The sequence below is a fragment of the uncultured Oscillibacter sp. genome (assembly GCF_910587525.1).
In the GTDB taxonomy this organism is placed as follows: Bacteria; Bacillota; Clostridia; order Oscillospirales; family Oscillospiraceae; genus Oscillibacter.
The window spans coordinates 1-3,012 of the sequence record NZ_CAJULS010000203.1; the positions used below are offsets into that span (position 1 = coordinate 1).

At 57.5% G+C, this 3,012-nt stretch carries 4 protein-coding genes; all 4 read right to left on the minus strand.

Annotated features, from left to right (window positions below):
* Positions 1-544: phosphate ABC transporter ATP-binding protein (locus tag QZ326_RS12420; protein WP_295745733.1), on the minus strand; the 544-nt coding region annotated here is incomplete at its 3' end.
* Positions 541-1,404 (minus strand): phosphate ABC transporter permease PstA, encoded by an 864-nt coding sequence (gene pstA / locus QZ326_RS12425; protein ID WP_023348950.1) that lies wholly within the window; start codon positions 1,402-1,404, stop codon positions 541-543. The genes QZ326_RS12420 and pstA, both read right to left, overlap by 4 nt.
* A 2-nt stretch (positions 1,405-1,406) precedes the next feature.
* Positions 1,407-2,276 carry a phosphate ABC transporter permease subunit PstC gene (pstC, locus tag QZ326_RS12430; RefSeq protein WP_016324445.1) on the minus strand — a complete coding sequence of 290 codons (870 nt, stop codon included), beginning with the start codon at positions 2,274-2,276 and terminating at the stop codon, positions 1,407-1,409.
* A gap of 62 nt (positions 2,277-2,338) precedes the next feature.
* The coding region (locus QZ326_RS12435) for a phosphate ABC transporter substrate-binding protein (protein ID WP_295745745.1) at positions 2,339-3,012 on the minus strand (674 nt) is incomplete at its 5' end.

The following is a 3,012-nucleotide window of genomic DNA, read 5'->3' on the forward strand; positions in this document are numbered from 1 at the left end:
AAATGGGGTCCAGGGCGCTGGTGGGTTCGTCCATCAGCAGCACCTTCGGCTCCACAGCCAGGGCGCGGGCGATACAAAGCCGCTGCTGCTGGCCTCCGGAGAGGCCCAGGGCGTTCTTTTTCAGTCGGTCCTTCACCTCGTCCCAGATTGCCGCCCCCCGGAGGGAGCGCTCCACAATATCGTCCAGTTTGGCCTTGTTGCGGACACCATGGGTCCGGGGACCGTAGGCGATGTTGTCATAGATACTCATGGGGAAGGGATTGGGCTTCTGGAACACCATGCCGATCTCCTTCCGCAGCAAGTTCACATCCAGGCCAGGGGCGTATACATCCTGCTCCCCATAGCGCACCTCGCCGGTGATCTTCACGCCAGGAATTAAATCGTTCATCCGGTTCAGTGTTTTCAGAAAGGTGGACTTCCCACACCCGGAGGGACCGATAAAGGCGGTAATGTTCTTCTCCGGAATTTCAATATTGATATTGTTCAGTGCCTGGGCCGTCCCATACCACAGGCACAAATCCTTTGCGGTAACAATACTGCTCATAACGCTCTCCTTTTTTTGAAGATCCGGCCAACCAGGACTGCGGCAAAATTGATGGTCAGCGTCAGTGCCATCAGAATCGCGGCGATAGCAAAGGATGCCTGTGCGCCGCCCGGCCCCGGCTCCTTGGTGTAGAGGTACAACGCCACAGTAAGGGTGGCTCCCGGACTGCCCAGGCCGCTGAGAAAGCCGTTCAGAACATGAGCGAATCCCGCTGTAAATAACAGCGCCGCCGATTCCCCCAAAATGCGGCCCGCCGACAGGATACAGCCAGTGATTACCCCATCCACACAGCCAGGGAGTACTACCGTCCGAACGACCCGCCATTTTCCGGCTCCCAGGCCGAAAGCCCCTTCTCGGTAGCTCTGCGGCACGGTTTTCAAGCTCTCCTGTGCGGTACGCATGACAGTAGGCAGGTTCATAATAACCAGTGTCAATGCCCCGGCCAGCAGACAGGAACCGAAGCTGTTGGCGAAAATCAGCATCCCTACCAGCCCGAAGATAATGGACGGAATGCCGGACAGGGTTTCTGCCGCGTACTCAATGACCGTCACCAACCTCTGGCTGGAGGCATACTCTGTCAGATAGATGGCCGCACCCACTCCCAGGGGAAGTACAATCAGCAGCGTAGCTACGATGATATAGACTGTGTTCAAAATATCCGGCAAAATGCCAATCGTTCCCGCCAGATAGCTTGGTTTTGTGGAGAGCAGTTCCCAGGTAATACTGGGGAGTCCCTTTATCAGAACATATCCAATCAGGAACAGGGCAATTCCACAGGTCAGAGCTGTGGACAGTGCCATCAAGCCCCTCATCAGGCCAATGTAACCCTTCCGTTTGGTCGTGATCCAGTTGCTTTGCATGGTCAGCCCTCCTTTTTGCGTTTCAGGAAGAAATTCAGCGCGGCATTGAGCAGCAGCACGAATAAGTAGAGAACCAGGGCAATAGAGAACAGGGCCTGCCGCTGCAATCCGCTGGAATAGGCCATCTCGCTGGCGACTGCCGTGGTGAGAAAACGGACGCTCTGGAACAGGGACGGCATATTAGGCACATTGCCGGACACCATCATCACCGCCATAGCCTCTCCGATAGCCCGGCCCACCCCCAGTACTACCGCCGCCGCTATGCCGCTTTTTGCTGCCGGAGCGGATACGCGGAAGTAGGTTTCGATGGGTGTAGCCCCCAGAGCAAGGGAGGCATCCTCGTATTCCTGCGGGACCGCCTCTAACGCAGTGACAGACACCTTAATAATGGAAGGCAGGATCATAATGGCCAGCACGATGATCGCCGCCAGCAGACTGGCCCCGTCCGGCACATGAAAGAGCTGCCGTATTCCCGGAACCAGCACCAGCATACCTACCAGACCGTAGACCACCGAGGGGATGCCCGCCAGCAGACTGACAGCAGATTCCACCACAGCTTTCACCTTTGGCGGGGCCAGCTTTGCCAGATATACCGCCGTGAAGAAGCCAACCGGTACGCCAAAGAGAATAGCTCCGGCAGTTCCATAGATGCTGGTCAAGATAAAAGGCAGAATTCCGAAGGACGGTTCTTTTGCTGTGGATTCCCAGGTGTCTCCCAACAGGAAGTCCAGCAGGCCAATTTGCCGGATAGCAGGGATTCCGGACAGGATCAGATATACCGTAATAAGCAGGACACAGCCCACCGTGACCAGACCCAGGAACAGGAATATCCCGTGAATCAGGTTTTCTATAAACCGTTGATGTTTTCCCATAAATTGAGCCTCCTAATGGGTAGGAGCGGCGGCAGAGAAAGCCGCCGCTCCACGAGAGGGGTTCAGTTCGCCGCCACCGCGCCGGCCTTACTGATAAAGTCAGAGGCATCGGCAGAGGTTGCGAAATCGAAGAATGCCTGGGCGGCCTCGGACAGCTTGGCATCGGTCTTTGTCACCAGCACGAAGGGACGCTGGATCACATAGCTGCCGTCCTTGACGGTGTCCTCGGTGGGAGCCACGCCGCCCACGGTAAGGGCCTTTACGCTGTCACTGACAGAAGCTAGAGAAGCGTAGCCGATAGCGTCCGGATTCTGAGAGACGGCAGTAATCACATCGCCGGTAGAGGTCAGTTCCTGGCGGTACTGGCAGGCATCCTCGGTGCCGGTAATGGATTCAAAGCCGTCCCGCGTTCCGCTGCCAGCCTCCCGGCCAATGAGGACTACGGCCGCGTCGCTGCCGCCTGCATCCTTCCAGTTGGTGATCTCGCCGGTGTAGAGCTTGGCGATGGTTTCCACGTCCAGGTCGGCCACGGGGTTGTCCGGGTGAACGATGACGGCGATGCCGTCATAGGCCAGGACGGTGGCCGTCAAGCCGCTGGCTGTTTCCTCATCCTTCAGATTGCGGCTGCTGAGGCCAATGTCACAGCGGCCCTCCTGGACAGCCTTGATGCCGGAGCCGGAACCGGTGGGGTTGTAGGTAAAGGTCACGCCGTCGTTCTGCTCCATGAACGCCTCGC